Here is a 25,725-nt window from a genome sequence, read left to right on the forward strand (position 1 = left end):
CCTGATCCCTGGGGCAATCCGGCACTTTTGTGGTTTTTGTCTGCCGAACATCACTTTCCTGCCTTGCCGGGCCGCGCTGGTGCGCGGCTCAGGTAACATTTCGAAATAAAGAGTAACACCCGCTAACAACCAAGAACGGTATCCATTTCACCAAATGAGCATTTGGCCGGGTATTGGCAACGAAAAGCGTCGACTAATTTGACAGAAACAAAGAAAAGGGATGCGGATCACAGAGGACTGGACAGCCCTATGACGAGGCAACTTATTGATACTAAAAGCAGATACAGGGGCATGGCCCCGGAATTGCTCTACCAGAGATGGCGGGAGCGCCTTTCGGGCAACCCCCGCTTGAATATGCCGAGCTTTGCCGATGCCCTCAACCGCATCGGCTTTTTTTTATTTACTCAACTGCCTCATGGCCGATTCGAGCCCCTCAATGGTCAAAGGGTACATATGATTATTGACCAATTGCTGGGTAATGCCCAGTGAACCACCCGATCCCCAGTAGCTTTCTGGTAACGGGTTGAGCCACACCACCTTTCGGAAATGCTCGGTCACACGCTGGAACCAGGTGGCGCCTGCTTCCTCATTCCAGTGTTCGATCGAGCCACCGGGATGCGTGATCTCATAAGGCGCCATGGTGGCATCCCCGACAAAAATCACCTTATAGTCCGGCGTATATTTATGCAGGATGTCCCAGGTGCTGAGCGTCTCGTTCATGCGCCGGATGTTATTCTTCCACACGCTTTCATAAATGAAATTGTGGAAGTAGAAATACTCCATGTGCTTGAACTCAAGACGTGCCGCGGAGAACAGCTCTTCACACACGCGAACGTGAGGATCCATTGAACCGCCCACATCAAAAAAGATCAGAACCTTCACGGCGTTGTGCCGCTCCGGAACCATTTTCAGGTCCAGGTATCCTGCATTGCGGGCCGTTGAGCGGATGGTGTCATCCATGTCGAGCTGGTCTGCCGCGCCCTGTCGGGCAAATTTACGCAGCCGGCGCAAGGCGACCTTGATGTTGCGGATGCCGAGGGTGATGCTGTCGTCCAGATCACGGAACTCACGCTTTTCCCAGACTTTAACCGCCCGGCCGTGGCGACCCTTGTTCTGGCCGATGCGGAAACCTTCCGGGTTGTAACCGTTGGCACCAAACGGTGAGGTTCCGCCGGTACCAATCCATTTGTTACCGCCGGCGTGACGCTCCTTCTGCTCTTCCATGCGCTTTTTGAAGGTTTCGATCAACTCTTCCAGCCCGCCGAGAGACTCGATCTTGGCTTTCTCTTCATCGGTCAGGTGTTTCTCGAATTCGGCGCGCAGCCAATCGTCCGGTATCAGCGCCTCGAGCAGATCATCGAGATTCTCGATGCCTTCAAAATAAGCCTGGAAGGCGCGATCAAACTTGTCAAAGTGCCGCTCATCCTTAACCAGACACACCCTGGCCAGGTAGTAGAACTCCTCCATGTCCGCGAATGCCAGGCGCTGCTGAATGGCCTCCAGCAGGTCCAGGAATTCCCGCAGACTGGCCGGCACCCTGGCCCGCCGTACTTCGAGGAAAAAATCAATCAACATAAAGCAGGGCTCTTGTCGGTGATCAGTTTCGGCGACGCGCCATGAAAGCCAGCTTCTGCAGCAAATGAACGTCCTGCTCATTCTTCACCAGGGCACCATAGAGCGGTGGCAGAGCCGAGCTGGAGTCTTTCTCCTGCAGGGCTTTGGCAGAGAGCTCATCCGCCATCAGCAACTTGAGCCAGTCGATCAGCTCGGATGTCGACGGTTTCTTCTTGAGCCCCGGCACCTTGCGAACGTCAAAAAACACTTCCAGCGCATCCCGCACCACCTGCTGCTGAATTCCCGGGAAGTGCACATCCACGATGTTCTTCATGGTGTCGTGATCCGGGAAGCTGATGTAGTGGAAGAAGCAGCGGCGCAGGAAGGCATCTGGCAGCTCTTTCTCGTTGTTACTGGTGATGACCACAATCGGGCGTTTCTTCGCTTTCACAAACTCCTGGGTTTCGTAAACGAAAAACTCCATTCGATCCAGTTCCAGCAACAGGTCGTTCGGGAACTCGATATCCGCCTTGTCAATTTCGTCGATCAGCAGAACCACCTGCTCGTCCGCCTCAAAGGCTTCCCAGAGCTTGCCCTTCACAATGTAGTTGCGAATGTCTTTGACCTTCTCGTCCCCGAGTTGGGAATCCCGAAGGCGGGACACCGCATCATATTCGTACAGGCCTTGCTGGGCCTTGGTGGTCGACTTGATGTGCCAGGGAATCAGAGTCATTCCCAGCGCCGCGGCCATTTCCTCCGCCAGCAGGGTTTTACCGGTGCCGGGTTCACCCTTGATCAACAACGGACGCTGCAGCGCGATCGCTGCATTGACTGCCATTTGCAGGTCATCGGTGGCTACGTATTTATCGGTGCCGGTAAACTTCATGTGTCTGATTCCTGTTGGTTACTTTTTCGGATTCTCTTTCTTGTCCGCCGGTTTGGATTTTTCGTCCTCCGGGGACTCTTCATCATAATCGGGCAAATCGTCGAATTCGGAGAGGTCGAAGTCTTCCAGACCAAACTCGTCCTCATCAATGTCGAACTCCGACTCGCTGATCTCATCAGCTTCAGAAGGATCTGGCTCCGCCTCGGCGCCAACCGTATCGTCTGCCAAGGGGATGTCATCCTCTTCCGGTTCCAGTTCAGCCGATGGCAGCTCTTCCGTTACTTCGGGTACGGCCTCATCCGGAATCTCATCCGGTTCGCTGTCAGCTTGCGAGAGTTCCGGAATGTCTTCAGGTTCCGGTTCCGGCTCTTCGGCAGACGCCAGCTCTGGCTCTTTTTCCGGGGCAGGTTCAGGTTCAGGTTCAGCCTCCGCTTCCACCGACTCTGACGCCGCCGCTGCCGGAGGCTCCGGCTCAACCACTGGTGGCTCCTCAGACTCTTCAGCCAGGTCTTCCAGGGTTTCACGCTCAGCCGCTGCCGCCTGCTCCTGTTCTGCCCTCGCTTTTTTCTGACGCCATGCAAACAAACCAAGGCCCACGATAGCAACCAGCAAGGCTGCGCCAGCACCCCAGGCCCAAACCGGGATACCCAGAAGGGTACCCTTCTCCGGCTCCGTGTCAGCGATCGGCTGTTCGACCGGCGCTTCGGGCTCCGGCTCAACGACCGATGCTGGCTCTGGCTCTGGTTCCGGCTCAGATTCCTGAACCGGGGCTTCGACCGGAGGCTCAGCTTCCACTGGCGGCTCCGGTTCTGAAGAGTTGGCTCCGCCATCAAAATCCGGCAGCGGCTCCGCCTGTTCAGACAGGTCTGGCACCATGGGTTCGGTCACCACCTCCAGAGGTGGCTCTTCCCCTGGCACGGTAAACGTCGTCATGGCACTGAATTTGCGGGAGAAAGTTCCGCCATCCGCCACCACATCAACCTGATAGCGGCCAGGCGCAGGCAATCTGGGTACGGTGTCCCGATATACGCCGTCTTCCGGCGGGGTATCGGGAGACAAAACCTTAGTACCTTGCCGACCATCACTCGCGGTTATCGACAGGCTAACGTCCATGACCGAGAGAAAATCGGACCCGGTAATCTTTTCGGTTTCCTCAAAAAAAGCCACTTCAATGGCCAGAGGCTGCTCTTCGGTAAACTCAGCGGGAATCGGATTCACGGCCATGCGCAGATCACTGACCACCGTCACGCGGCTCCCCTGGCCAAGATCGCCAATGATACGCCAGCGGCCCGAGACCGGTTCAGTAACCGTGATCAGATCATAGCCCGGCTCAGATGCCCAACGGACATTATCCGGAGCGCTCTCCCGGGTGAACGGCTCACCACCAGGCTGAGCAAGTGCCAACGGCTCTTCGCCAGAAGCATCCTGTCCGGAGAAGATCAGTGCCGTAAACTCGCTGACGCCATCATCAACGGCAAAGCCATCGCCCTCAATGGGAACCTGTTCCTGCGGCACTGCGGTATTCAGCGCATTGGCAAACGCCAGATTCAACGCCTCGGCAGATTGCGCCAGCTGGAAGCTGCCACCGGTTTCCCGGGCCAGGTTACGAAGAAACCGGATGTCCGCTTTCTCAGACAGACCAACCGTATGAATTGTGGCGCCCTTGTCTTTCAGCGCTGGCAACAAGGAATCGACTATGCGTTTTTCCTCAGCCAGACTTGCGTCGTCACCGCCTGGCACGTCGACCTTGCCATCGCTGAGGACGATAAGATGAGTATTCTCGAGGGTACCGCCAGACAGCCAGTCGTTGGCGGCTTTCTCCATCGCCAAACCGAGGTTCGTATGCAGCGCTACCGAATTGATCTGCTCGGAACGCTCAATAGCAGTGTCGCGCCAGGACTGGTCAACCACACCGTAGGGCACCAGCATGTTAACGTACTGCCCGAAAGTCCAGAGACCGGCACTGGCTCCTTCCGGCAATGTCCGGGCCAGCAGACGAACCGCTGGGCGGCGGAGATTCTGTGGATCGGTTTCCTTCATGGAGCCGGAAATATCCACCACAATGCGCACATCTGCATTGCCGGGCAGAGACAGTGCCGGGTCCTGCGCACCTGCTTGCCAAGAAATCAGCAGCAAAGCTGCAGCCACCCAAATGCGTTTGAACCCGTTCATTGAACTGCGCCCTTATCTTTTGTAGTTCTCAGAAATCGTCTATTTGCGAACCAGTCGGTACCGAACCAGATCAAGTATCCATACCAGTAGCATAACAATCGCGGCGATGCTGAAATTGAACAGCGCGCGACCGGCGGCATCGGTGTCACCAAGAATCAGCTCATAGCCCGCAAACAGCCAGGCCGGTATCCACCAGCCGGCCACGTCTGGCGATTCCACGGGGGTCAGCACCAGCACCAAAAGCGCAGACAAAAGCAGTGTCCGCAGACCATAAAAGGGCAATACCCGGAACAGTGATTTCATCATGTAGAAAAACACAACGAAAGCGACTGCATAGGCCGCCCAGAAAACCCCATAAGCGAGTGACGCGTCTGTATCCATCATTACAGAATCCAGTGAATAATGTGTTCTTCCCAATCCTCTTCCGGCACAGAATCTTCCGACACCACGTTTCCCCGCACCGAAACACGGGCTTGATGAACGGTATCCGGATCACCGCTACGAAGCGGGTGCCAGTCCGGCAGAGGCCTTCCCTCAGCGAGGGTCCGGTACGCACAGGTGTATGGTAACCAGTGGTAGCTGAGAACCGTATCAGCGGTCAGTACCGTACACCCCGGTACCTTTTTCAATCGTTGCTCATAGACCGAACAGCCACAGGTATCCAGGTCCATGTAACGGCATACAAGATCGGTGTGATACACCTCCCCCGTATCCTCATCCTCCAGCTTTTGTAAACAGCACTTACCGCAGCCATCACAAAGGGATTCCCATTCCGGCTGAGTCATTTCCGCCAATCGTTTGCGCTGCCAGAAAGGAATCTGCGCAATCATTTCCGGTGCTGCTCAATCTTGCGCTTGAAGTCGACGATGTAGGTTTCCTGTTCTTCCGGCATCTGCAGGAAAAAGTCCTTTTCCTCAATTGCCGCCAACACTTCCTTTCCGGTAGTGCGCGCGAGCTTCTTGTCTGGCGTCAGCAGCAGATCCATCGAGTGGATGGGCGAGCCAAAGATACCTCTCAGCGCCTCCGGTAAATCGTCCCACTTTTGCCCTCGGCGGACAAAGAGATAGGTGTCGCCTTTCTTGCTGCTGCGAAACACCGATACAAATTCGCGTTCAGTCATTGGTTGAGCAGTTCCTCAATATCTTGCTTTACCGGCGCGATAATATCCTCACGCCATCCCTCAAAAAACGTCTGGCCCGCCAGGGTGCCATCCTGGATCAGTTTCTCAATACGTTTACGTGGCGCCAATATTTCCATTGGAATATCAAAGCGTTCGGCTGCATTGCTAAAGTAACGCTTAACCTTCTTGTAAAGCGCTTGCTGATCCCGGCTCAGCGGTCTGGGGATGAGCTCAAGCCCGGAATTATCGGTAGCACGGGCGGCCTGCACAAGTTCAACCAACTGCTCGCCATAGCGTTTAACGAACCCTCCGGGTACGCCCTGAACATCCCTGATCACCGCAGCAGATGACGGCAAACGCTCAGCAATGGCAATCAGCAAGCCATCGTTCAGGACCCTGTTGCGTGGCCGGTCCTGGCGTCGGCACTCCTGCTCGCGCCAGACGACCAGTGCCCGGAGAACCGCTTGCTGTTCCCGGTTCAGGGTCCAGCCGCCCCGGAGTTTCAGGTAATGCTGCTCCGGGTCTTCCTGGGTAGCGGCCTCGTTGGCAAATCGCCGGGACTCATCCGCCAGGGCATGTTCCAGGTTACGCTGCCTGAGGTTAGCCAACACCCATCCGTAAAGTGGCCCAAGAAAACGGATGTCGTCCAGAGCGTAGCGTTCCTGGGCCGGCGTCAGTGGCCGTGACACCCAGTCCGAACGGGTGGCGGATTTATCGAGCGCCTCTCCGAACAGGGTCTCAACCAGGCGGGCATAACCAACGGAAAATCCGGCACCGGCCAGTGCGGCACCGATCTGCAAATCCAGCACACCCGCTGGCTCCACATTCAGCCAATGGCGAAATAACTCCAGATCCTCGCTCATGGCATACAGCAGTTTTGGCCGGCTTTCATCGGCCAGCATGGCCCGGAACGACCCAGCGGCCTCGGCTACCTCCGGATCCACCAGCCAGAACTGTCCGTCAGCGCCTAACTGCACGAGGCCTGGAATCGGGTAGAAGGTGGATACCCGTTCAAACTCGGTATCAAGTGCAACCGGAATGCCGGGGTCAAGACAGCCGAGCCACTGATCCAGTTGCTCGGGTGTCTCCAGCCAGCGAACGGTATCCGGGGCCGCTGGAATGGTTACGGCCGGGTCGGTGTGAGTCATAGACAGAACCTGAGGACTTATTCAGACAGGGGTTTGCGACCCCGGAATGCATGGGTGAGTGTAAAGCCGTCAACATAGCCCAGCTCACCGCCAACGGGAATGCCATGGGCCAGGCGTGTGATCAGGATATTCTGGCCATCAAGGCGGTCAGCAATGTAGTGGGCGGTAGCTTCACCTTCCACCGTGGGGTTGGTGGCCAGGATCAATTCGGTTACGCCTTCACGGCGCACTCTATCAAGCAGACGCTCGATCCCGATCTCCTCCGGGCCCACGCCATCGATGGGAGACAGGTGCCCCATCAACACGAAGTAACTGCCTTTGTAATCGCCGGCCTGCTCAATGGCAAGCAGGTCTGAAGGGCTTTCAACAACACACAGGGTGCCATTGCGGCGCTCGGGTTTTTCGCAGATCTGGCAGATTTCGGTATCCGAAAAATTCTGGCAGCTGTCGCAACGGCGCACGCCGTCCATCGCATGATTCAACGCCGCTGCCAGCCGGGTTCCGCCAGAGCGGCCCCGCTCCAGCAGATGAAAGGCCATGCGCTGGGCCGTTTTCTGGCCAACACCCGGCAGGCATCTCAGGGATTCCACCAATTCATCAACCAGGGGGCTGAATGCCATGACTACTCCTCAAAAAATCGATGGCAGGCCGGCTCAGAACGGCATCTTGAAACCGGGCGGCATCCCCATGCCAGACATCATGCCGGACATTTTGTCTTTCTGGTTTGCTTCTACCCGGCGAACCGCATCGTTCACGGCGGCAGCCAGCAGGTCTTCCAGAATTTCCTTGTCTTCAGACAGCAGAGACGGATCGATATCCACCTTGCGGACATCGTGCCGGCCGTTCATGGTGACTTTCACCAACCCTGCGCCGGATTCACCGGTGACTTCAGCTTTGGCGATCTCTTCCTGAGCCTTCTGCATCTGCTCCTGCATCTGCTGGGCCTTTTTCATCAGGTCGCCCATATTATTCATCATCTGCTTATCTCCTGGCTGTTTCTGCGGGGCGGATACTTTCTTCGACGACCCGCCCTTCAAATCGTTCCACAATACTCTTGACCAGAGGATCCTGCCGGATGGACTCTTCCGCGGCTTTCTGGCGCGCAGCTCGCTGGCGCTCCTCAAAGGCGGCGGGCGTATGCAACCCCGGCACACCCTGCTCTATCTTCAACTGTGTGGCGTCGCCGAAGCGTGATCTCAAGGCCGCCAGTATTTTTTCTTCGTGGCGAGCATTGAGCAGCCGCGCATGCCCCTCATCCAGAGTCAGCACAACCGCCTGCCCTTCCATTCTCATGGACGAATAGCTGGCCAGGTTTCCAGGCATGCCGGTAATACCCAGCGAGCGGAAATCACGTTCCCAGACAAACCCGTCGGCGGTGACCGGTTGCTCGGGCTCGGCAGGTGCCGGCTCAGGTTCGTTCACCATGGTCTGGTCAGCATTTTGCTCTGACTGCACCGGATCAGGGGCCAAAACTGGTTCCGGCGCTGACTCTGGCGCGGATGTCGCGCTTGCGTCAGGCTCAATACTGGAATCCGATTGCGGGACCGGCTCTTGCCACTCGGGTGATTCAGCCTGAACGCCGTAGTCTTCTGGCTCCCAGGGTGGCGGGTCATCCACCATGGGTGGCTGTGGTTCAAGTTCAGCTACCGGCTCCGGACTGGGAACCGGCTGAGGCGCGGGCTCGGGTTGCGGTGCCGCGGCGACAGCCTGGGTGGGCGCGGATTGCGAAACCGGGCCAGGCTCAGGTTCTGAATCCGCCGGGCCATTGTTGCTGTTGCCAGAGGCCAGCGCCGGCGGTTCCCGGCGATCGGTACCCGGTCGAAACGCCAGCATGCGCAGCAAGGTCATTTCAAAGCCCATACGGGCATCCGGTGTTACCGACAGATCTTTCCGGCCAATCAACGCGGTCTGGTAAAACAACTGGGCATCTTCGGCACTCAGACGACGGGCCAGTTCCTGCACCTGGGCAGCATCGCCCATGGCGTTGTCGGCACTGCCCGGTACCACCTGCTCCATGGTGACGCGATGAAACAGGGACAGCATATCGGACAGAATGACTCCATAATCCGGGGCAAAATCCGAGATCCGGTTAATTTCAGACAGCAGACCGGGGCCATCACGCTCAACCAATGCGTTAACAATGCGCTGGATATCGCGCTGATCGATGGTGCCCAGCATATTGCTGACATCACTGGCAGCCAGGTTCTCGTTGCCGAATGCAATCGCCTGGTCGGTCAGGCTGAGGGCATCCCTCATACTGCCATCGGCCGCCCTCGCCAACAGCCACAGGGCCGGGTCTTCAAACGGGATCTGTTCTTCGGTCAGAACGTGCTTCAGGTGGCCAACAATGTGCTCCGGCGTCATCCGCTTGAGATTGAACTGCAGACACCGGGAAAGCACCGTCACCGGCAGCTTCTGGGGATCAGTGGTGGCCAACAGGAACTTGACGTGTTCAGGAGGCTCTTCCAGGGTTTTCAGAAAGGCGTTGAAGGACTGGTTGGTGAGCATGTGCACCTCATCGATGAGGTACACCTTGTAGCGGCCGCGCGTGGGAGCGTACTGCACGTTGTCGGTCAGTTCCCGCATGTCATCTACACCGGTGCGGGAGGCAGCATCGATTTCGATCAGATCAACAAAACGGTTCTCCAGGATCTCCTTGCAGCTGTCGCATTCACCGCAGGGATTCGGCGTTATGCCGGTCTCACAGTTCAGACAGCGGGCCAGCAGGCGGCCAATGGTGGTTTTGCCCACGCCCCGGGTGCCGGTAAACAGATAGGCATGGTGCAGGCGCTGGTGTTCCAGGGCGTGAATAAGCGCCTGTAACACATGTTCCTGCCCCACCATGTCTTCAAAGGTACGGGGGCGCCATTTCCGGGCTAAAACCTGATAGCTCATGATCCATCAACTGCTCTGAAAAATGGGAACAACTCTAGCATGGACAGGCAATGAGAAGAAGCATGCGCTTGCGCAACAAACGGGAGAGGAAACAGGCAAAACAAGAGGCAGGATATGGGGGTGACCCCACCAGCGATCCCCCGGCACACACATCCACCGCTTCGGCTGCTCCCTTCCGGGCCTGACCGGGTTCACGGTTTCATGTTGCGGAGGCACCAATGGGGCCACCATAACGGCGTTTCGGGGCATTTCCCTCGAAAGCGGCGCGCATATTAACAGAAGGGTATAAGGACTACAACGGCAAAGGGACTTCGTCCTGCCGGAACCAACAGGCAATGCTGTACCGGGTGCGATTGGCGGGTAATACCTCGTGGGGCACATCCTCACTCAGAAACAGTGCCGCACGCCCTGCTTCCGGCCGCACCAGACCAACCATCTGATCTTCGTTGTCGGGGCTGAACACCCGCAACTCTCCCCCGTCTTGCAGCTGCCATCCTTCATTCAGATACAGCACCAGGCTGACCACTCGGGATGCCCTGCCCCGGAAACTGTCCAGGTGGCGCTTGTAGAAATCGCCAGGCTGGTAGGTGGCATAATGCGCTTCATAGCGCTTCAGCCCAAGAAACAGGCGCTGGTTCAGACCAACCCGCAAGGCATCAAAGAACCGGAACAGCTCCGACTGGGCGGCGGTATAGCCATCAAGCCAGGCGATTTTATCCCGGCGGACGCTGCGATCACGGGTCAGATCGGCACCGCGCCCAATCCCTGCTCGCCCCATGGCTTCGGTACGGTCCAGTATCTCTACCTCGTTACGAAGCGCAGCGATCAGGCCAACGGGCAAATGACCGAGCAGATCCAGCTCAATCCAGGCTTTCTCGCTCAGGCTATCGGCGAGTTCATCTAACCAGCCATCGGAGACTAACAAAGAATCACAGCGGCCAGCTGCCCCGATAATGTCTCCAGCCACCTTGTCCAACTGGCCCGCGGACTGCTCGAGAAGCGGCTCCGGCATCGGCAAGACCGACGCTACCGGATTTTCTGATTCCATGTTCAGACCCTCACAATTTTGACGTATTGTATTCAGAAACTCGCCGCGCGCACGGTTTTAAATTACTCTGAAGCTACGGAGTTTTACCTAAAGGAAGCCGTTTCTGAATATGTCGGACAGCAGTAGCAAGCCGCCAGCAACCGGAGGCCCGGGCAACTGGTCATTTACCCGCTGGAGTACCATCGGGCAACTGGAGGCACTTGAAGTTCATCACCCATTGTTCCAGGCCACGTTGTTTCTACAGGGGGCACACCTCACCCATTTCGCGCCAAAGGATGAACGCAACTGGCTCTGGCTCAGTGAACTCGCCCGTTTTCAACCTGGCCGAGCAATTCGCGGTGGCATTCCCGTGTGCTGGCCCTGGTTTGGAGACCCACTCCGGAACCCGCCGGAAATCCGCAAGCGCATAGCGTCATCCTCAGCCCATGGCTTTGCCCGCACCGCTTTATGGCGGCTGGAAGATGTTCGGGAAAGCGCCCACGAGGTAGAAGTCAGCCTGTCCCTCAGCGCCAACGACGATTTCCAGGAACACTGGGACGGCCACGCCCTGGCCCTGATCACCTTCAGTTTTTCCATTCGCGGTTGCCAGATCGCACTGACAACCACCAATCTTTCGAAAGCACCGCTGGCGTTCAGCCAGGCCCTTCACACTTACCTGCCCACTGACGACATTCAGCGAACCCGCGTGCTGGGCCTGGGAAACAGTCAGTACATCGACACGCTGAAAGACTGGGACTACGTCTCACAGGAAGGGCCAGTGTATTTCGAAGGTGAAGTGGACCGGATATACGAGACCGGCGAAGCACTGACCGTAGTAACACCTTCAGGCAAACGTAAGCTTACGTCTGTGGGTAGTGATTCAACCGTGGTATGGAATCCTGGCCCAGGAAAAGCGCAGCGCCTTTCAGATTTTCCGGACTCTGCCTGGCAGAAAATGCTGTGCGTCGAAACAGCCAATGCAGCATCGGATTATCGGGTATTAAATGAAGGCCAGAGCCACACACTGGGCGTATTCATCGGCCGCGCCTGAGCGGCAACTTCTTTGACACAGGGAGCGGGCATGGGCCTGGCATCGTATCTGAGATCGAAACTGATACCAGCGGAACTGGACGAACAGGTAAACCGCATTCGCAAACCCATCGGCACACTGGGCTACGATCCATGGGGTTATAACAACGAAGCGGTGAAGTACGGTTTTTCCGTTGCCCGACAAATCTACGAGAAATACTTTCGGGTCAGCGCCTCCGGCGTTGACAATGTGCCGGCAGAGGGCCCGGTGCTGATTATTGCCAACCACTCCGGCCAGTTACCCATCGACGGCCTGCTCATTGGTTATGCCCTCGCCTCACGGGAAAAAAATCCTCGAATTCCCCGCGCCATGATCGAGCGCTTCTTTCCGACGGTGCCGTGGCTTGGCAATCTCCTGAACGAAATCGGCGCCGTGCTCGGAGACCCGGTTAACTGCGCGAAGATGCTCGCCAACAACGAAGCAGTGATTGTGTTTCCGGAGGGCGTAAGAGGCTCCGGCAAGCTCTACCGGGACAGGTATCAACTGAAGCGTTTCGGCAACGGTTTTATGCATCTGGCCATGAAGTACAAGGCGCCCATTGTGCCTGTGGGCGTAGTGGGCTGCGAAGAGACCATCCCGGCCATTGCCAACATCAAACCCCTGGCCAATGCCCTGGGCGTACCCTACGTTCCTGTCGCCCTGCCCGTGGTGCTCCCCGCCAAGGTACACCTGAATTTCGGGGAACCCATGTATTTTGATGATACCGAAATCCCTGAAGAACAGGTCACCGAACGGGTAGAGGCTGTGAAAGCCGAGATCAGCCGACTGATTGACAAGGGACTGAGCGAAAGGAAAAGGCTGTTCTGATGAGCAAGCACCAAAGACCCCGCATTCTGATCACCGGTGCTGCCGGTGCGCTGGCCCAGCAGGTGATCCGCCGCCTGCGAGAAAGCTGCGACCTGGTGGCCGTCGATTTCCGGGAACAGGTTTATCTGGGCGACGACATTCCCAGCTACTGCATTGACTTCAACAAGCGGGTCTTTGAAGACCTGTTCCGACGCTACGAGTTTGATGGCGTGATACATCTCGGCCGCATCCTCTCCAGCCAACTGACCCGCATGCGCCGCTATAACGCCAATGTACTGGGCACCCAGAAGCTACTGGACCTATCCCACAAATACGGCATACGCCGGGTGATTGTGCTATCCACCTACCACGTCTATGGTGCCGTGGCCTATAACCCGGCGCTGATTGACGAGTCCGCCCCGCTCAAAAGCGCAGGCCTGAGTGCCGACCTGGTGGATTCAGTGGAGCTTGAGAACCTCGCCAACATCTATCTTTGGCGCTACCCGGAACTCAACATCACTATTCTTCGGCCCTGCAACATCGTGGGCCCCGGTGTTCGCAATACCATGAGCACCCTGCTCAGCAGTGCGCGGGCACCCGTATTGGCTGGCTTTTCGCCGATGATGCAGTTCATCCATATCGACGATATGGCAGACGCCATTGTCGCCGCCTGGGCAAAGCCCGTAAAAGGTGTGTTCAATGTCGCGCCGCAAGACTGGGTCGCCTACCAGCACGCCCTGAAGCTCTGCGGTTGCAAAACCATACCCATTCCCTCCATTCCACCGAGCGTGCCGAAGGCCATTGCCCGGGTTCTGAACCTGCGCAGCTTCCCTCCGTACCTGATGGCATTCTTCAAATATCCGGTGGTGATTGACGGTCGCGCCTTCGCCCGGGAATTCGGTTTTGAGCCCAAACGGCCATTGAAAGAGATTTTCCGGTATTATCGCGATAACAAAAAACCGGTGTGAAACTCATCGGTAATTTGAGTATTCAAATAGACGAACGGCCCTTTTCGGCGCTACCCTGTACATATTAAATACAGTACCCGGGCACCGGCAGGCCCGGGATTCCCGGTGTTCAAGGAAAGAGCTAATGTTCAGGGATCTCAGCGTGATCAGTCACGGTGCGGCAGCCGCTGTCTTTGCGGTTCTGGCCGTTCTTGTGGCAACCCGTTATCTTCGCCGCGACATTGATCGTGCTCTGTTCCTTGCCGCCATTGTTACCGCCCTGTGGGCCTCCGTCCTGGTTACCCAAAGCCTCTGGGGATCGCCCGGATTCTTCACCCGCTACCTCCTGGAACTGCTCAGAGACACAGCCTGGTTACTCCTGCTGTTCGCCATGCTTCGCGACGGCTTTCGGCAAGGCCGGTTCACCAGTCAAATAAAGAAGGTATTGGGTGCCGCAACGGCGATACTGATCATCACCTTGCTGGCCCTTGGTACACTGGAGTTCGCCCTCCACATCGATCTGGTCAGCGGTAAGACCAAGGTGATTGGCCAGATCGCCCTGTCACTCCTGGGCCTGTCGATGGTCGAGCAAATCTGGCGAAACTCTACTGTCTTCGGCCGCTCCAGCATGAAATACCTGTGCATTGGCGTTGCCACCATCTTCGCCTTTGATTTCTTCATGTATGCTGATGCTCTGCTGTTCGGGCAAGTCGCGGATTCGTTCTGGAATGCGCGCGGTTTTGTGAACGCCGCACTCATGCCCCTTTTTGCCATTAACGTGGTTAACACACGCAAACAACCTGTAGACTTCCAGCTGTCCCGTTCGGCCGTATTTCACGCTGGCACACTCATCTTCGCGGGCGGATACCTGTTACTGCTGGCCATCGGCGGTTACTACGTACGCGCCCTGGGTGGTGAGTGGGGCGAAGCCCTGCAGGTTCTGTTCATCACCGTTTCCCTGGCGTTTCTGGTCACACTTCTGCTGTCGCGGCGTATTCGCGGCCGCCTGATGGTCTTCATCAGCCAGAACTTCTTCGACTACAAGTACGATTATCGCGATGAATGGCTCAAGCTCACCAAGGAACTTGCCAACCTGAGCAACGAACCACCCCTGCCCGAACGAGTAGTGCGCATTCTGGCCGGACTGGTGGAAAGCAATGCCGGCGCGCTCTGGATAAAGGGCGAGCAGAAAGATTTCCACCTGAAAGCAAGCGTCAATATCGCGACTCCGAAGTACACCATCATTGACGAAGACTCGGATATGGTGAAGTTCTTTAAAGATCGTGAGTGGATCATTGATCTGAGTGAATACCGGGAAGACCCGGTGAGCTACAACCTGCTGGAGATACCGGACTCCATCACCAAAACCCCGGAAGCCTGGCTGGTCATCCCGCTGTATCTTGATAACGAACTCTACGGCATTGTCATGGTCGGCGCGCCTTACGCCAGGGTGGAGCTTAACTGGGAGAACTTCGACCTGATCAAGGTGGTAGCCCGCCAGACCTGCAACCTCATCGCCCAGAACGATGCCCAGAACCGGCTCTCACGGGCCATGCAGTTTGAAGCCGTCAGCAAGGCCAGCGCGTTCATGGTGCATGACCTGAAAACGCTGATCGCCCAGCTGTCCCTGCTGGTCAAGAATGCGCCCAAACATCGCAACAACCCAGCCTTTATCGACGACATGATTGCCACCACCGATCATGCGGTCCGTAAAATGTCGAACCTCGTGGATCATATCCGCAAACCATCCTCCGGGGCGGGCGAGCAACGTGCTCCCATAGACCTGACCCAACTGGTCCGCGAGCTGATTGAAGACAACAGCCGCCGCAGCCCGGCACCGGTGCTACTGGGCGCTCCACCCTCCATCCAGGTATGTGCCGACCAAGAACAACTGCGCAGCGTGCTGGGCCACCTGATTAGTAACGCCCAGGACGCCACGGCTCCAACCGGGGAAATCACACTGAACCTGAAAACGGCTAAAGGCAGCGTGGTGCTGTTTATCCAGGATACCGGCAGCGGCATGACGGAAGAGTTTATCCGCACCCGGCTTTTCAAACCCTTCGAAAGCACCAAAGGGCTTACCGGTATGGGGATTGGAGCCTATCAGGCCCGGGAATACATACAGGAACTCGGCGGTTCGATTGACGTAACCAGCGAACCCGGCCTGGGCTCCTGCTTTTCGGTACGTATTCCGCTGGCCAATGCAGCGACCGGCGAATCAGCCGGGAACAAGCCGGAACCGACAGATTCCGGCTTGCAGGAAGGCAGGCAAGCCGTCAATTAACCGGCGGAGAAGACTATTTTATTAAGCGAGCATTGCAAAGTGTCAATGTTCAGTTAAGAATCAGAGTCATGGAATCGCGTTCGCCTCATGGGCGTCTATCCGATATGAACACGGAACAAAGGACTGGTTGTTGTTGTGAAGCAGTTATTGATAGTCGAGGATGATCCTGGCCTCCAGAGCCAGATGCGATGGTGCTTCAGTGAAGACATTGAAGTCTCGGTGGCCGCTGACCGGGAGGCAGCGCTAACGGCACTTCGGCGTCTCGAGCCTGAAGTGGTGACGCTGGATCTTGGCTTGCCACCCGACCCCGGCGGCGCCACTGAGGGTTTCGCCCTGCTGGAAGATATCCTTCGCCTGGCGCCCATGACCAAAGTGATCGTGGTGACTGGGCGGGAAGACAAGGAAAACGCCGTCAAGGCCATAGGCATGGGAGCCTGCGACTTCTACCAGAAGCCGCTGGATGCCGACATCCTCACCTTTGTGGTAAATCGGGCATTCCGCCTCGCGGAACTGGAAAAAGAAAACCGCGAACTGTCCTCGCAAGGCAATGGCACCAACATCAAAGGCATTGTTGCCGCCAGCCCCGAAATGCTGGTGATTTGCCGCACGGTTGAAAAGGTTGCGCCTACCGATGTCACCACCCTGATTACCGGCGAAACCGGTACCGGCAAGGAACTCCTGGCCCGGGCCCTGCACGACCTGAGCCATCGCGCCGACAAACCCTTTGCGGCCATCAACTGCGCCGCCATTCCGGAAAACCTGCTGGAGAGCGAACTGTTCGGGTTCGAGAAAGGCTCCTTTACCGGCGCGACCCAATCCAAGAAAGGCAAGATTGAGAGCGCCAACGGCGGCACCCTGTTTCTCGACGAGATTGGCGATATGCCGATGGCACTGCAGGCCAAACTGCTTCGCTTCCTGCAGGAACGAGTGGTCGACCGGGTAGGTTCGGTAAAACCGATTCCCGTTGATGTCCGGGTGGTGTGCGCCACCCACCGGAATGTTCAGGACCTGATTGCCCAGGGCGATTTCCGGGAAGACCTGTATTACCGGATCAGTGAAATCACACTGGATGTGCCTGCCCTGCGTGAACGGGATGGCGACCCACTGGTGATCGCACAATCCCTCCTGAAAACCCTGGGGAAACAAATGGACCGCCCTAACCTCACGTTCTCGGACGATGCGGTTCAGGCCATCAATGCCTACAGCTGGCCAGGCAATGTGCGTGAAATGATCAACAAGGTGAAGCGGGCGATCATCATGGCCGATGGCAAGCGCATCACCGCCGAGGACCTGGTTCTGCCGCTCGAAGGCTGCGACACCGACTTTCAGCTCAACCTGCGCCAGGTACGTGAAGCGGCAGAACGAAAGGCGATTATTCAGGCCCTCACCACCAGTAATTTCAACATGGCTCAGGCATCGCGCCTTCTGGGCGTTACCCGCCCGACGCTGTACAACCTGACCGACAAGTACCGGATCGAGACCAACACCGCCCCGAACGAGGCCTGAGACACCCAATGCTGGAACAGAACAAGACCCGACGAAGGAAGGACCAGGGCATGAAGATAAGAACTATTGCGCGTGCATCACTGCTATCCGCTGCCATCGCTTTGGCCGTGACGGGGTGCAACAGCGAACCGGACATGTCTCAGGAAGACATTCAGTACATCAGCCATGTAGACCAGGCACGGTTTTTCCAGCGCCAGGGTGAGCTGAAAGCAAGCACCATCGAGGCCCGAAGCGCCATCGATCTCCAGCCGAATCGCGCCGCCCCCTACTTTGTCATCATCCACAACCTGCTAACTGCCGGTGATGCGGCGAACGCTGAACGGCAACTGGACAAGCTCCTTGAGAAGACGAACCTTGAGGAGCTGGGCCAATCGGAACGCAACCAGGCTGCGTTGATCCGGGCTGAAGCCCGTATTCTCCAGGGTAAACACCAGGAAGCCCTGGAGTCTCTGGACCAGATTTCATCGCCCTCTCCGGATCAACAGTTGCAGGCAGACAACCTGAAAGGTCGCGCCTGGTTGACCAGCGGCGACTTTGACAAAGCCGAAGAGGCCTACCAGAGCGCGTTCGACAAACACAGCAATAACGTTGTTGCCATGGTCGGCCTGTCCCGGGTTGCCACGGCCAAGGGCGACTTCGACACTGCAAAGGAACGCCTTGAGAAAGCCATAGAAATTGACGCTGAACACGAGGACGTCTGGCTCTGGAGAGCGCAATTCGCCCATGCCCAACAACAATGGGCCGAAGCAGAACAGGCGTACATACGCGCACTGGAGACCATTGGCCAGTTCGACGTTATGACCTTCCGGAAATACCAGACCATTTCGGCCCTGATCACCGTTTTGCGTGAGCAGGGCAAATCGGCGGAGGCATTTGTCTACGAGGAAATCCTTGCCAAGTCCGGCCCGGGTACGATCAAAAGCAACCTGGAAGCCGCGGCCTCAGCCTATAATGATGGCGACCTGAATACCGCCGCCAGGTATCTGCAGGAAGTCCTTAACCAGGTTCCCAACCATCAACAAAGCGCATTGATGCTGGGCGTAATACGTTATCGGCAAGGCCGCCCCGAGGAGGCGGAGAAACTGCTTGCACCGCTGGCCAATATGGAAAACGCCGATGAAGTACGCAAACTCCTGGCCGCCACCCGCATATCCATGCGCGACCCGGCTGGCGCAAAATCACTGCTGGAAGACCTGGAGGGCAGCGACGCCGATCCACAAACACTGGCACTGGTAGGCATTGCAAGCCTGGCTTCTGGCGATGACCAGAGTGGCCGCCAGCTCCTGGAAAAGTCGCTGGAACTGGCACCAGACAACCACAACCTGCGTTTGCGCTATGCGGCTTACCTCACTCAAACCCGAGATTTCGCCAATGCCATCAAACAGGCCAGACAGATTCCGTCGGATGCCACGGAGGCCCTGCAGGCGACAATCCTGACATCCCAGGCCCAGGCTTTGTCTGGCAATTCGCAGGCGGCAACAGACACCCTCGACACCTGGCTTAAAGCCAATCCGGACAGCATGGCGGCTTTGATCGCCCGCGGAAACCTGGCCAGCAGCCTGAACAACACCCAACAGGCGGCCAGCTACTTTGAGCGGGCGCACAAGCAACATCCGGAAGAAGCAGCTCCTCTGGTAGCTCTGGGCAACCTTGCCCGCGAACAGCAGAACACGGAGCAGGCGATTGCCTGGTACCGCCAGGCGGTCGAAACCAACCCGAACAACCTGCCCGCCATTCAGGCCCTTGCCGGTGTGATGAAGCGCGATCAACTTACCGGGCTGATGCAGGAAATCAGCACGCAACATCCTGAGGCAAACGGACCGCGGCTGATCCTTCTGGAATCCGCGCTGATCAACAACGAGACGTTGCGAGCCGATGAACTTACCGCCCGGTTGATGGAAAGAGAGCGCGAAGACCAGCCCTCACCGTCTGAACCGCTGGTCGCTGCGGTGTATGAAGGCATTGCCACTCAAATGGCACAGCGCGACAACAGCGAGCGCGCTCTGGAGATCCTGAGCCGCGGACGAGCGCTCTTCCCAGAGAACGAGGCCATCGCCCTAAAAGTGGCTGCCATCGAATTCAGCAATGGCAACGCAACCGCCGCGCGCAGCGCGCTGCAGGATGCCAAGCAGCATCACCCGGACTCCCCCGCGCCCTACCAGGTAGAAGCCAGCTATTACGAAAACCAGGGCGAACATCAGCAAGCTGCTGAGCTTTATCAACTGGCGCTGGCCAAGCGACAAACGGCGGAACTGGCCATCGCCCATGCTCGCGCACTCTCTAACGCCGGCCGATCTCAGAATTCGATAGAAGCACTGCAGGAAGCCAACAAACAATTCCCGAACAATTCGTCAATTCTGCTTACACTGGCGCTTCAAACCCAGCAAGCAGGCCAGACGGATGCGGCCATTGAGCACTACCAGCAGGTTCTGCAACTGACCCCGGACAACGCCCTGGCGCTGAACAATCTCGCCTGGCTGTATTACGAGGCCGGCAACAGCGAAGCGGCATCACTGGCCAAACGCGCCTACGAACTGGTGCCCGAAAATGCTGCGATTGCAGATACCTACGGCTGGATCCTGTTCGAGGCTGGTGAACACGAGCAAAGCCTGGCGGTACTGGAAAGAGCCCATTCCCTGGCACCGGATTCCCAGGAAATTGCCATGCATCTGGCCGAAGCTTATCGAGCCACCGGCCGCACGGATGCGGCCCAGCAGATCATGGACAAGTTCAGCGCAGGCAACAACGGCTAATCATTACTCACGCTATAACCAAAGAGAGGACATAACGAAACGTTCCTAGCCGCCGGTGGCAGCCCTGACCCACTGCAACAATACTTTACATATTGTTTCCAATAGCAAGGAAGGTGGGTTATGGCTGCTATCAAAGTGTTGAGCGTAGGCACCGTGGTGGTTCTGCTCAGCGGCTGTCAGAACTGGCAGTTCAGGGATATTGAGGATTTGCCACCGACAGCCGCGATACCAGAGACGAGCGAACCGGGAAAGGTCGATGTCTGGTATTTTGACGGTATCTCCGGGAACTACGTTCAGGGCATGCTGGACGCAGAGAAATATCCGGATTCGCCCGATGAAATCACTGAACTCACCCAACTGCGCCAAGCCACCAGCCGAGCCAATAATTACGGCACGCTGATCCGGGGCTTTATCGAGCCCCCCGAAACGGGCGAATACACCTTTTACATCAGTGGCGACGATCAGACACAACTGTGGTTATCTGATTCCCAGAACCCGGACGGTGCGGTTCAGATCGCCTCCACCATGTCCACGCCCCTCGATAATTTCACCCGCTACGCCTCACAAACCTCCGGCGTACAATATCTGGAGGCCGGCAAAAAATATTACTTTGAATTCAGACACAAGGAAGGTGGATGGGACGACCACTTTACCGTTGCCTGGTCCGGCCCCGGCATCTCTCAGCAAGTGATCAGCGGCAGCGCGCTACACAGCTACGCTCAGAAAGCCCCTGACTCGGCCCCCGAGATGACAACCGAAGATGCCTACCATCTGGGTTACCGAATCGGCTACTTTGACGCTGAACAGGGACTCTCATTCAACAGCCAGTACCCACCACTTGATGCGGACAGTGATGATCTGTACGACAACTGGGAGATTGTGTACGGGCTGGATCCATCCAATGCGGCCGACGCCAAATCCGATACCGACAATGACCTGCTTACCGCCATGGATGAGTTCTGGGCCAGGACCAATCCCGGCACCGAAGATACTGATAATGACGGTATTCCGGATGGGTACGAATACGCCTATGGCACGGACCCCACCAACCCGGGCGATGCCAATGTAGATCTTGACGGTGATGGCTACACCATCCTGCAAGAGTACCAGGCGGGCACCAATCCCACCGATGCCAGCGACTTCCCTGCCCCTCAGGAAGTGTACGCAACCGGATTCGTCGGCCAGTACTTCACAGGCACCGAGTTTGACAGCTTCGTTTACAGTCAGCGGGATGCGACGGTCAACTTCAACTGGAATAGTGGAAGCCCGTCAGCGGAGCTTCCAAGGGACCGGTTCAGCGTGCGTTGGCAGGGATGGTTCACACCACCTCACAATGAAGGAACCCGGGACTACACCTTCACCACCACTACGGATGATGGTGTTCGGCTTTTCCTCAACGGCTCTACCGTCATTGATCAGTGGAAGAACCAATCCCCCACCAGCTACAACGCCACAGCGAGTCTCGAAGCGGGGACCCCCGTTGCCATCACCATGGAGTACTTTGAGTTCGGCTGGGGCGCCACTGCACAACTGGCGATTACCGACGCCGCCACTGGAGATGCCATATCCACGACCAACACCGTCCAGCATCTGGCATTGGACAGCGAGTTCGCCGAAAGCACCTTGAACGACGGCATCGACGATCTTTACAAACTTCGCTACGGACTCCCCCTGATGCAACCATCAGCCAGCCGGGTGCTTAACGATAGCGGCGTGACGGTTCTTGAGGCTTATCAATCGGGCCTGCACCCGTACACGCTCGAAACCGTATCGGAACCAGAATCACCGGTCACCAGTCAGCCCGGTGGTACCGGCGATGCCAGCGGCAGTGTGACATTGTCGTGGACGCCTCCCGGCACCAGGGTAGATGGCAGCAGCATTTCTCTGAGCGAAATTGACCGTTACCGGATCAACTACGGACAGGATGCTGCAAACCTGACTCAAACTCTGGAGGTGCCGGCAGGCACAACCTCAACCACGGTTACCGGCCTGGCGCCCGGCACCTGGTACTTTACGATTCAGGTAATTGATATCAATGGATTGAGTAGTGAACCGTCTGATCCGGTAGAGCATCAGGTTAACTAAGTGAGCATTTTAGTTGTCGAGTTATTTTACAACCAAACAGCAGCGACCAGAAAAGTTCATTAATATTCAATGACTTAAAATCTGGCACGAAGCCTGCTTATTAGAGGATGACGTAACGCAAAGACCACTCACTGGAGGAGTGACTCAAATGAAAAAATTGACTCAAGGCTTGGCAATGGCTGCAGCCGTCGGTTTTGCTGGAGTAGCTCAGGCTGCCTATATCGATGCTGTTGCCAATGCAAACGCACCTGGCGCTGTAGCTGAGCAAAGTGTTCCGGGAGACAACGATTACGCCACTCGCATTAGTGGTACCTGGACAGCCGATGCACCTCTGTACAACGTGGGTGATACCGTACTGTTCGGCCACAACCTGAAATCCACCAGCTCCGATCTGTTCAAGCTGACCTTCACCTACCTGGGTAAGGAAGCTTCAGACAACAACCAGTTCTACTGGGGTAACACGCTGGTATTCGATACCAATAGTTCCGTAGATGACCAATACAGTGCTGTATTTTACGGTGGTCTTGACGCCCTGCTGAACTTCAAGTTCATCAATGGCAGAGGCGTTACCATTAATAACGACGCTAATAATGGCGGGCAGTTCAACGACATTACCAAGCCCAATTCCAGCACAAACTTCAACCTCTTCTATGTTGAAGATGATTACTTTGTAATCAGCCTGGATGACGGTTACGTAGGCGACGATAACCACGACGATATGGTGATCGCAGTTCGCGCTACCAAGGTTCCCGAGCCTGGCACGCTGGCACTGCTTGGCCTTGGTCTCGCTGGCATTGCCGTCCGGATGAAAGGCCGTAAAAAAGCCTGACATCGAGTTCTATGCTACGCTTTAAAAGCCCTGCACTTGCAGGGCTTTTTCATTTCAGGTCAGGTTCATGGATGTACTGATTGTTTATGCCAATAGCGGCAGAGGGCTGCAAAAAGATGCCAGGATACTGGAAGCAGCCCTACAGCGGCTTGGGCACCAGGCCAGGCAGGTTCAACTGCCCCCTACTCCCTTATGGCGTTCCCGCCTTTCAGCTTATCGTTTCAAGGCATTAGAACGACTTTGCCCCAGATTTCTCAGCAAACTCTTCTATCGAACTCAAATTGCTTTACTCCGGCCGCTCCATACGGGTCAACGGGCAGATCTCGTCATTCACCTCGAGAATATCTGGATATCTCAATTGGCTGCTGGCCGACACCACTGGCTCATCCCTAACCAGGAATGGTTCATTGAATCGAGAGGTCCCTACCTCAGCTTTACCAACCGTATACTCTGCAAAACACAGCACGCGGTATCGATTTTTTCCGCCTTACATGCAGACACCCAATACCTCGGCTTTACCGGCGGTGAAGTTAGCGCTCAAAACGGTTCAGAAAGGAAAGACTACGGTTTGGCTTTGCATGTAGCTGGCAACAGTCAGTTCAAGGGCACGCAACGTGTTATGGCATGTTGGCAGAGGCACCCTGAATGGCCAGAACTGGTCGTCGTCTCCCAGCATCTGGACACCCCCCCCGCCGCCAATATCAGGGTAGAGAAAAATCTCACGAACAATGAACTAAACACACTCTGGGCCCAGGCCGGTTTCGCGGTACTACCTTCTGAGGTGGAGGGTTATGGCCAGGTACTGGCAGAGGCCATGGCTTACGGCTGTATTACAATAACAACTGATGCACCGCCCATGAACGAGCTGGTTGGGAAGGACAGAGGCTTTCTGGCCCACGTGGAAAGAAAGCTGACGTTTCGCCTGGGCACCCGTTACCTTGTCTCAGAGCAAGCTCTGGAGCAGAGCATTCAAGCTGCGATAGACCAGCCACCGGCCACGCTGGCCCACATGTCCAGGCGGGCAATCGAATGGTATTCAACCAATCACGAACAGTTTCTTTCCCGATTAGAGAGCCAGCTCAAAGATCTGGTCGCACCACCTCTTGATCAATCTGCTCAAGAATCACCGGAAAGGTAGACTCGATAAACTCAGCGAGAGTTGCAGCCACCTCACAGCCATCGCACGCCACTGCAGAGATGAGTAAAGAGGCATCATCACGGCCACTGAAGAACCCACCCACTTGAGCAAGCTTCGCGCGCCACTGATCGGTTTCCCACTGCCCCTGAACAAAGTAGCTATACCCCAGATGCACACGTTGTCCGGAAACACGATGTTTCAGGGTGACTCCCTGCACCGGGATATTCAGGCTGTTTTCAACATCAAAGAAGCCTTCCGGAATCCAGAAATCACGGTCATAAAGGCGGTTACTGTACTGGATGAGTTCCGCACGATGCCTTTGATAGTCATAGGTAAAAGCGCCCAGATAGTAGGTTGTGCCCAAACCTTGCCCTGCGCGGGCTTGTAAACGGTCGAACAGGGTTTGCGCATAAACCCTATCTGGATTAAGAATTTTGGGCCGCCATCCCTGCAGTCCCGCCCCAAACACCGGGGCATACCTTTCACCCAAATCAATGGCATAACCTTCAGATTCAGACGTAATATTGCCGCGCTTGTCCGGCAAAGAGATCCAGGTAACTAATCCCAAGATTGCCACAACCACAACAGCAACGGCAGCCTTCCCTGCGGATTCAACCTTATCTTGTTTCTCGTCACTGGCCTGACCGGCAACAACCTGGTCATCCCGTTTCTCAAGCTGACGAGCCAGAAAATAAAGGGGAACAAGCGTGCCCGCAAACACCCACCAGCCAAAATCATCGTGATCCTCAATCAGGCCGGACTGCATGTTCGTTTCATACCCCATGTAGATGATGACGAACACCCGGATCCAGTTGGCAAGTAGAGCGAATGCCACCCCCAAACAGAATAACGTGACGCGGGATCGTAACCTCGACAGGTATAACTCGCCATAAATCAGAACCAGCGCCTGTCCCACCAGCAGATACCGGAGTCCAGAGCACCCATGAGCAACTTCAAAGGTTCCGACACCGATGAGGTAAACGAAAACGCCCTCCACCTCAAAATCAATATCGAAAAAACCCAACAGGACCTTATTAACGACAACGGTAATTACCTGTAGCGTCCAGGCCAGGAAGTCCCACACAGGAATGGTCAGAAACAGCAAACCCAGCGGCACAAGGAACCACCGTACCTGTCGCCACCCCATTAGCGTGGCGCAAGCGCTCAGTAGCATAGGTACCAGTGACAGGTGTTGTAATGCCTGAAGCCGGATCAGGCCTCCTACCCAATACGCCCCAAAGCAGGCCAGCAACGGTAAAAGCCATAACGGATAAAACCCGGGAACGACTGGATGAGCCTTTGCTGCACGTGCTGTCAAATACACAGATACCGCCGCAAGCAGGATGCCGTGGGAGTATGATTCATCCAACTTGAGCCATCGGTTTACAATACCGTCGATCGAGGGAAACGTAACCAGTGCCAGCAAACCTAGCAAAGCAAGAAATGGCCATAGACGACTCATTAAATTCATAGACGGCATCCTTTCCTCGGTCATCACAACTCCT

At 56.3% G+C, this 25,725-nt stretch carries 21 protein-coding genes and 1 other RNA gene; 9 read left to right on the forward strand and 13 right to left on the reverse strand.

Features of this window, described 5'->3' with window-relative positions; all coding sequences use genetic code 11:
• Nucleotides 1-396: 396 nt before the first annotated feature.
• The 12 genes from ACSSVV_RS00940 to ACSSVV_RS00995 form a co-directional block, all read right to left on the reverse strand.
• A complete protein-coding gene (locus tag ACSSVV_RS00940; protein WP_199451624.1) occupies nucleotides 397-1,575 on the reverse strand; it encodes a vWA domain-containing protein in 1,179 nt (392 codons plus the stop codon).
• A 22-nt stretch (nucleotides 1,576-1,597) separates the two neighbouring features.
• Entirely contained in the window at nucleotides 1,598-2,440 is an 843-nt protein-coding gene (locus ACSSVV_RS00945) for an AAA family ATPase (protein ID WP_011785090.1), read from the reverse strand.
• An 18-nt stretch (nucleotides 2,441-2,458) separates the two neighbouring features.
• On the reverse strand, nucleotides 2,459-4,576 hold the full coding sequence (locus tag ACSSVV_RS00950; protein WP_454105393.1) for a VWA domain-containing protein: 2,118 nt from the start codon (nucleotides 4,574-4,576) through the stop codon (nucleotides 2,459-2,461).
• A 75-nt stretch (nucleotides 4,577-4,651) separates the two neighbouring features.
• Complete coding sequence (locus ACSSVV_RS00955; RefSeq protein WP_226610768.1) at nucleotides 4,652-4,996, reverse strand: hypothetical protein; 345 nt, start codon at nucleotides 4,994-4,996, stop codon at nucleotides 4,652-4,654.
• The gene (locus ACSSVV_RS00960; protein ID WP_023010354.1) at nucleotides 4,996-5,442 is read right to left on the reverse strand and encodes a YcgN family cysteine cluster protein; all 447 of its coding nucleotides are present in this window, start codon (nucleotides 5,440-5,442) and stop codon (nucleotides 4,996-4,998) included. The genes ACSSVV_RS00955 and ACSSVV_RS00960 overlap by 1 nt, the downstream gene beginning before the upstream one ends.
• Nucleotides 5,439-5,732: a YcgL domain-containing protein gene (locus ACSSVV_RS00965; protein ID WP_023010355.1), complete on the reverse strand. Its 294-nt coding sequence runs from the start codon at nucleotides 5,730-5,732 to the stop codon at nucleotides 5,439-5,441. The genes ACSSVV_RS00960 and ACSSVV_RS00965 overlap by 4 nt, the downstream gene beginning before the upstream one ends.
• Complete coding sequence (locus tag ACSSVV_RS00970; protein ID WP_226610766.1) at nucleotides 5,729-6,880, reverse strand: ribonuclease D; 1,152 nt, start codon at nucleotides 6,878-6,880, stop codon at nucleotides 5,729-5,731. Before ACSSVV_RS00970 ends, ACSSVV_RS00965 begins: the two co-directional genes overlap by 4 nt.
• Before the next feature lie 17 nt (nucleotides 6,881-6,897).
• The gene (recR, locus tag ACSSVV_RS00975; RefSeq protein ID WP_011785096.1) at nucleotides 6,898-7,500 is read right to left on the reverse strand and encodes a recombination mediator RecR; all 603 of its coding nucleotides are present in this window, start codon (nucleotides 7,498-7,500) and stop codon (nucleotides 6,898-6,900) included.
• 33 nt (nucleotides 7,501-7,533) lie between these two features.
• Nucleotides 7,534-7,857 carry a YbaB/EbfC family nucleoid-associated protein gene (locus ACSSVV_RS00980; RefSeq protein WP_011785097.1) on the reverse strand — a complete coding sequence of 108 codons (324 nt, stop codon included), beginning with the start codon at nucleotides 7,855-7,857 and terminating at the stop codon, nucleotides 7,534-7,536.
• 4 nt (nucleotides 7,858-7,861) lie between these two features.
• Entirely contained in the window at nucleotides 7,862-9,775 is a 1,914-nt protein-coding gene (gene dnaX / locus ACSSVV_RS00985; RefSeq protein ID WP_226610764.1) for a DNA polymerase III subunit gamma/tau, read from the reverse strand.
• Nucleotides 9,776-9,899: 124 nt separating this feature from the next.
• Nucleotides 9,900-9,996, reverse strand: an RNA gene (gene ffs, locus ACSSVV_RS00990) — signal recognition particle sRNA small type.
• Nucleotides 9,997-10,067: 71 nt separating this feature from the next.
• Entirely contained in the window at nucleotides 10,068-10,823 is a 756-nt protein-coding gene (locus ACSSVV_RS00995) for a 2OG-Fe(II) oxygenase (protein WP_023010073.1), read from the reverse strand.
• Between the two features lie 109 nt (nucleotides 10,824-10,932).
• Here ACSSVV_RS00995 and ACSSVV_RS01000 point away from each other — a divergent pair, with 109 nt between their 5' ends.
• The 9 genes from ACSSVV_RS01000 (at nucleotide 10,933) to ACSSVV_RS01040 (ending at nucleotide 24,220) form a co-directional block, all read left to right on the forward strand.
• Nucleotides 10,933-11,853 carry a D-hexose-6-phosphate mutarotase gene (locus tag ACSSVV_RS01000; RefSeq protein WP_014421327.1) on the forward strand — a complete coding sequence of 307 codons (921 nt, stop codon included), beginning with the start codon at nucleotides 10,933-10,935 and terminating at the stop codon, nucleotides 11,851-11,853.
• A 30-nt stretch (nucleotides 11,854-11,883) separates the two neighbouring features.
• Nucleotides 11,884-12,699: a lysophospholipid acyltransferase family protein gene (locus ACSSVV_RS01005; protein ID WP_022991126.1), complete on the forward strand. Its 816-nt coding sequence runs from the start codon at nucleotides 11,884-11,886 to the stop codon at nucleotides 12,697-12,699.
• Nucleotides 12,699-13,646: an SDR family oxidoreductase gene (locus ACSSVV_RS01010; protein WP_014421325.1), complete on the forward strand. Its 948-nt coding sequence runs from the start codon at nucleotides 12,699-12,701 to the stop codon at nucleotides 13,644-13,646. Before ACSSVV_RS01005 ends, ACSSVV_RS01010 begins: the two co-directional genes overlap by 1 nt.
• A gap of 124 nt (nucleotides 13,647-13,770) precedes the next feature.
• Nucleotides 13,771-15,909 (forward strand): XrtA/PEP-CTERM system histidine kinase PrsK, encoded by a 2,139-nt coding sequence (prsK, locus tag ACSSVV_RS01015; RefSeq protein ID WP_454105394.1) that lies wholly within the window; start codon nucleotides 13,771-13,773, stop codon nucleotides 15,907-15,909.
• 135 nt (nucleotides 15,910-16,044) lie between these two features.
• Nucleotides 16,045-17,415 carry a PEP-CTERM-box response regulator transcription factor gene (gene prsR / locus ACSSVV_RS01020; protein ID WP_014421323.1) on the forward strand — a complete coding sequence of 457 codons (1,371 nt, stop codon included), beginning with the start codon at nucleotides 16,045-16,047 and terminating at the stop codon, nucleotides 17,413-17,415.
• 50 nt (nucleotides 17,416-17,465) lie between these two features.
• Entirely contained in the window at nucleotides 17,466-20,168 is a 2,703-nt protein-coding gene (locus ACSSVV_RS01025; RefSeq protein WP_454105395.1) for a tetratricopeptide repeat protein, read from the forward strand.
• Between the two features lie 120 nt (nucleotides 20,169-20,288).
• Nucleotides 20,289-22,253, forward strand: a complete 1,965-nt coding sequence (locus ACSSVV_RS01030; RefSeq protein ID WP_023010362.1) for a PA14 domain-containing protein — start codon at nucleotides 20,289-20,291, stop codon at nucleotides 22,251-22,253.
• A 148-nt stretch (nucleotides 22,254-22,401) separates the two neighbouring features.
• Nucleotides 22,402-23,082: a PEP-CTERM sorting domain-containing protein gene (locus ACSSVV_RS01035; RefSeq protein ID WP_454105396.1), complete on the forward strand. Its 681-nt coding sequence runs from the start codon at nucleotides 22,402-22,404 to the stop codon at nucleotides 23,080-23,082.
• A 67-nt stretch (nucleotides 23,083-23,149) separates the two neighbouring features.
• The gene (locus tag ACSSVV_RS01040; protein WP_454105397.1) at nucleotides 23,150-24,220 is read left to right on the forward strand and encodes a glycosyltransferase; all 1,071 of its coding nucleotides are present in this window, start codon (nucleotides 23,150-23,152) and stop codon (nucleotides 24,218-24,220) included.
• On the opposite strand, the gene ACSSVV_RS01045 is transcribed toward ACSSVV_RS01040, so the two are convergent.
• A complete protein-coding gene (locus ACSSVV_RS01045; RefSeq protein ID WP_454105398.1) occupies nucleotides 24,162-25,715 on the reverse strand; it encodes an exosortase/archaeosortase family protein in 1,554 nt (517 codons plus the stop codon). The two genes, ACSSVV_RS01040 and ACSSVV_RS01045, sit on opposite strands and share 59 nt — an antisense overlap.
• Nucleotides 25,716-25,725: the final 10 nt, after the last annotated feature.

The organism is Marinobacter sp. MBR-105, from assembly GCF_053628895.1.